We start from the raw sequence: 5,124 nt of genomic DNA, 5'->3' as shown, positions 1-5,124 counted from the left end.
GGCCGCACGCCGGGGGTGACGATCAGCCGGCCCGCCGCCTCGGGCAGGGCGCGGATCGCCGCGGCCTCGCGCGGGCTGGCGATGACGCCGTCCGCCCCGGCCTCGAAGGCGCGGGCGGCGCGGGTGGCGACGATCTCGGCTAGGTCGCCCGGCACGATCAGCCCGGCGTCGAGGTCGGCGCGATCCAGCGAGGTCAGGATGGTCACCGCCAGGATCTTCAGCCCCGAGCCGGCCGCGCCCTGCTTGGCCGCCCTGACCACATGCGGGTCGCCGTGCACGGTCAGGAAATCCAGCTCGTATTGCGCGATGCCTTTCACTGCCGCCTCGACCGTGGCGCCGATGTCGAAGAATTTCATGTCCAGGAAGATGCGCTTGCCGTGTTCCTGCTTCAGCTCGTTGGCGAGCGCCAGGCCGCCGCCGGTCAGCATGCCCAGGCCGATCTTGTAGAAGCTGGCCGCGTCGCCGATCCGTTCGGCCAGCTCCAGCCCAGCCAGCGCGTTCGGCACGTCCAGCGCCACGATCAGACGGTCGTCCATGTTCCACCTCAGCCTGCGACAAACGGCCCGCTTATAGGCGGGAACCGGCTGTCTTGAAACCCCGTTTCGTCCTGCCCATGTGACAGGCAGGACCCGAGCCGGATCGTGCCAATGCGGGCGATCCAAAGCGGGGGCTGAGGAAAGGATTTTCATATGGATATGGAAAAATTCACGGAACGGTCGCGCGGCTTCCTGCAGGCGGCGCAGACGATCGCCATCCGCGAGGAAAACCAGCGCGTGATGCCCGAGCATCTGCTGAAGGCGCTGATGGACGACGACCAGGGCTTTGCCAGCAACCTGATCGCGCGGGCTGGGGGCGACGCCCAGGCGGTGCGCCAGGCCGTCGACCAGGCGGTGGCGAAGCAGCCGAAGGTCAGTGGCGGACAGGGGCAGGTCTATGTCGATCCCAGCATGGTGCGCGTGCTGGACGAGGCCGAGAAGCTGGCCAAGAAGGCCGGCGACAGTTTCGTACCCGCCGAACGGGTGCTGACCGCGCTGGCCATCGTCAACACCAATGCCCGCGACGCGCTGGTGGCCGGCAAGGTCACCGCGCAGGCGCTGAATTCGGCGATCAACGACATCCGCAAGGGGCGGACGGCCGACACGGCCAGCGCCGAGGACAGCTATGAGGCGCTGTCGAAATACGCCCGCAATCTGACCGAGGCCGCGGCCGAGGGCAAGATCGACCCGATCATCGGCCGGGACGAGGAAATCCGCCGCGCCATGCAGGTGCTGTCGCGCCGCACCAAGAACAACCCGGTGCTGATCGGTGAGCCGGGCGTCGGCAAGACCGCGATCGCCGAGGGTCTGGCGCTGCGCATCGTCGACGGCGACGTGCCGGAAAGCCTGCGCAACAAGCAGCTCTGGGCGCTGGACATGGGGGCGCTGATCGCCGGCGCGAAATATCGCGGCGAGTTCGAGGAGCGGCTGAAGGCCGTGCTGAAGGAAATCGAGGACGCCGCCGGCGAGATCGTGCTGTTCATCGACGAGCTGCACGTGCTGGTCGGCGCCGGCAAGACCGATGGCGCCATGGATGCCGCGAACCTGATCAAGCCCGCGCTGGCGCGGGGCGAGCTGCATTGCGTCGGCGCCACCACGCTGGACGAATACCGCAAGTATATCGAGAAGGACGCGGCCCTGGCCCGGCGCTTCCAGCCGGTGATGGTGCTGGAACCGACGGTCGAGGACACGATCAGCATCCTGCGCGGCATCAAGGAGAAATACGAGCTGCATCACGGCGTGCGCATCAGCGATGCCGCGCTGGTGGCCGCGGCGACGCTGTCGCATCGCTACATCACCGACCGCTTCCTGCCCGACAAGGCCATCGACCTGGTGGACGAGGCGGCGAGCCGGCTGCGCATGGAGGTGGACAGCAAGCCCGAGGAGCTGGACCAGCTCGACCGGCAGATCCTGCAGATGCAGATCGAGGCCGAGGCGCTGAAGAAGGAGGACGACGTCGCCTCCAAGGACCGGCTGGAGAAGCTGGAGAAGCAGCTGTCCGAGTTGCAGGAGAAATCCGCGACCATGACCGCCCGCTGGCAGGCCGAACGCGACCGGCTGGAGGGCTCGCGCAACCTCAAGGAACAGCTCGACCGCGCCCGCGCCGAGCTGGACCAGGCCAAGCGCGAGGGCAACCTGGCCCGCGCCGGCGAGCTTTCCTATGGCATCATCCCGGGCCTCGAGCGGCAGCTGGCCGAATCCGAAGGCAGCGAGGACGGGCCGATGGTCGAGGAAGCCGTGCGCCCCGAGCAGATCGCCGAGGTGGTGGAACGCTGGACCGGCATTCCCACCAGCAAGATGCTGGAGGGCGAGCGCGAGAAGCTCTTGAAGATGGAGGAGGTGCTGGGCAAGCGCGTCATCGGCCAGTCCGAGGCGGTGACGGCCGTGTCCAACGCCGTGCGCCGCGCCCGCGCCGGGCTGAACGATCCCAAGCGGCCGCTGGGCAGCTTCCTGTTCCTGGGCCCGACCGGCGTCGGCAAGACCGAGCTGACCAAGGCCATCGCCGAATACCTGTTCGACGACGACAGCGCCATGGTCCGCATCGACATGTCCGAGTTCATGGAGAAGCATTCGGTCGCGCGGCTGATCGGCGCGCCTCCGGGCTATGTCGGCTATGACGAGGGCGGGGTGCTGACAGAGGCGGTGCGGCGCCGTCCCTATCAGGTGATCCTGTTCGACGAGGTCGAAAAGGCGCATCCGGACGTCTTCAACGTGCTGCTGCAGGTGCTGGACGACGGCCAGCTGACCGACGGTCAGGGCCGGACGGTGGATTTCAAGCAGACGCTGATCGTGCTGACCTCGAACCTGGGGGCGCAGGCGCTGTCGCAACTGCCCGAGGGCGCCGATTCGAGCCAGGCGCGGACGCAGGTGATGGATGCGGTGCGGGCGCATTTCCGGCCCGAATTCCTGAACCGGCTGGACGAGATCATCATCTTCCATCGCCTCACGCGCGAGAACATGGACGGCATCGTCAAGATCCAGCTCTGGCAGCTGGAAAGCCGGCTGGCGCAGCACAAGATCGGGCTGGAGCTGGACGAGGCGGCGCTGAAATGGCTGGCGGATGAGGGCTATGATCCGGTCTTCGGTGCCCGGCCGCTGAAGCGGGTGATGCAGCGCAGCCTGCAGAACCCGCTGGCCGAGATGATCCTGGCCGGAGAGGTTCTGGACGGCCAGACCGTGCATGTCAGCGCCGGCCCCGAGGGGCTGATCGTCGGCAATCGCGTGACTACGGCGCATCTGGGCTCGGCCGGCGAGGCGGGGCCGCGAGTGCCGCTGCACTGACGACAGCGGCGGGTGCTTCGGCATCCGCCCCTTTCCTTCCAGCCCTCGCGCGGAAATCACGCGGAATTTCATCGGCATCCCCGTCTGCGGATGGCATGATGGCTTGGGCAAGGGGGGAATCGTCATGGCGCTGAAATGGTCCGATGTCACGCCCGAGGCGGATTACCTGAACCGGCGGGCCTTTCTGGCGACGGGCGTCGCGGCGCTGGCCACGCCGGCCCTCGGCCTCAGCGGCAAGCCCTCGGCCTTCTCGACTGATGAGACGCCGAACAGCTTCGAGGACATCACCAATTACAACAATTTCTACGAATTCGGCACCGGCAAGACCGATCCGGCGCAATATGCCGGCAGCCTGAAGACCGCGCCCTGGTCGGTGCAGATCGACGGCATGGTGGACCGGCCTGGCAGCTACGGCGTCGAGGACCTTGCCCCCGAAGCGGCGCTGGAGGAGCGCATCTATCGCCTGCGCTGCGTCGAGGCCTGGTCGATGGTCATTCCCTGGCTCGGCGTGCCGCTGGCCGGGGCGCTCGGCAAGGCCGGGGTGCAGCCGGGCGCGAAATACGTGGCCTTCCGCACGCTGCACGACCCCGAGCAGATGCCCGGCCAGCGCAGCCGCGTCATCGACTGGCCCTATCGCGAGGGGCTGCGGCTGGACGAGGCCATGCACCCGCTAACCATCCTGGCGACCGGGCTTTACGGCCGGGTGCTGCCCAACCAGAACGGCGCGCCGATCCGGCTGGTGGTGCCGTGGAAATACGGCTTCAAGTCGATCAAGTCGATCGTCGGGATCACCCTGACCGACCGGCAGCCGCCATGCAGTTGGCAGATGCTGCAGCCCGGCGAATACGGCTTCTATGCCAATGTGAACCCGCAGGTGGACCATCCGCGCTGGTCGCAGGCCACCGAAAGGCGGATTGGCGCCGGCCTGTTCGGCGGCCGACAGGAAACGCTGATGTTCAACGGCTATGGCGACCAGGTGGCCGGGCTCTACGCGGGCATGGACCTGGCGAAGCATTACTGATGCTGCAGCACCTCAACCGCTGGGTTCGGCATGTCCCGGTCTGGACGGTCTGGCTTCTGGGGTTGATCCCGCTGGGCCTACTGGTCTGGGACACGGTTCAGGGCAATCTGGGCGTCGATCCGGTGCGCGACATCGAGCACCGGGTGGGCCGCACCGCGATCTATTTCCTGCTGGCGACCCTGACGGTGACGCCGCTGCTGCGGCTGACACGGCTGAACCTGATGCGCTTTCGCCAGGCACTGGGGCTGATCTGCTTCACATACGCCGCCTGCCACCTGGCGGCCTGGGTGGTCTTCGACATGGCCTTTCTGTGGGCGCAGATGCTCGGCGACGTGGCCAAGCGGCCCTATCTGGTCTTCGGCATGCTGGCTTTCGTCATGCTGCTGGCGCTGGCGCTGACCTCGAACCGCGTCTCGATCCGGCGCATGGGCGTGCGCTGGCGGCAGTTGCACCGGCTGGTCTATCCGGCGGCGATGCTGGCAGCGGTGCATTGGCTCTGGGCGCTGAAGGTCTGGGAATCCTGGCCGCTGATGATTCTGGCGGCGATTCTGCTGCTGCTGGGCCTGCGTTTGCTGGGCAAAGCGCGCCGGGCAGGCGCCGTGGGGGCAATGCGCCGGGCCGGGTGATTCCCGCCCCCTGGTTTTTTCTTGGCCTCTGCTTCTTGATTTTCTGTTTCTTTTCAGTTGTTTGCTTTCTTCTGTCATTTTTCTTCATTTTTGGTCTTGCGGGTTTGTTTTGTGGGGTCTAGATACCCGCTCACCGAACGACGGCAGCGTCGGACGGGAC

The 5,124-nt window shown here is 66.8% G+C and carries 4 protein-coding genes; 3 read left to right on the top strand and 1 reads right to left on the bottom strand.

The genetic code is table 11. The annotated features are described in order from the left end of the window. A partial coding sequence (gene pyrF, locus I9P22_RS22970) for an orotidine-5'-phosphate decarboxylase (RefSeq protein WP_199262440.1) occupies positions 1-536 on the bottom strand: 536 nt, incomplete at its 3' end. 153 nt (positions 537-689) lie between these two features. Between pyrF and clpB the strand changes: the two genes are divergently transcribed. From clpB to I9P22_RS22955, 3 genes are all read left to right on the top strand, one after another. Beyond that, positions 690-3,317 (top strand): ATP-dependent chaperone ClpB, encoded by a 2,628-nt coding sequence (gene clpB, locus I9P22_RS22965; protein WP_199262438.1) that lies wholly within the window; start codon positions 690-692, stop codon positions 3,315-3,317. 124 nt (positions 3,318-3,441) lie between these two features. Further along, on the top strand, positions 3,442-4,338 hold the full coding sequence (gene msrP / locus I9P22_RS22960) for a protein-methionine-sulfoxide reductase catalytic subunit MsrP (protein WP_199262436.1): 897 nt from the start codon (positions 3,442-3,444) through the stop codon (positions 4,336-4,338). Next, a complete protein-coding gene (locus I9P22_RS22955) occupies positions 4,338-4,964 on the top strand; it encodes a protein-methionine-sulfoxide reductase heme-binding subunit MsrQ (protein ID WP_199262434.1) in 627 nt (208 codons plus the stop codon). Before msrP ends, I9P22_RS22955 begins: the two co-directional genes overlap by 1 nt. Positions 4,965-5,124: the final 160 nt, after the last annotated feature.

Origin of the sequence: Paracoccus binzhouensis (assembly GCF_016446475.1) — a bacterium.
Taxonomy (GTDB): domain Bacteria; phylum Pseudomonadota; class Alphaproteobacteria; order Rhodobacterales; family Rhodobacteraceae; genus Paracoccus; species Paracoccus binzhouensis.
Note: the sequence above shows the minus strand (reverse complement) of the source record. Positions and strands in the feature narration are given on the sequence as shown.

Coding starts and splice junctions, on each gene's coding strand:
- clpB (WP_199262438.1), top strand. CDS start 690: ATGGATATGGAAAAATTCACGGAACGGTCGCGCGGCTTCCTGCAGGCG.
- msrP (WP_199262436.1), top strand. CDS start 3,442: ATGGCGCTGAAATGGTCCGATGTCACGCCCGAGGCGGATTACCTGAAC.
- I9P22_RS22955 (WP_199262434.1), top strand. CDS start 4,338: ATGCTGCAGCACCTCAACCGCTGGGTTCGGCATGTCCCGGTCTGGACG.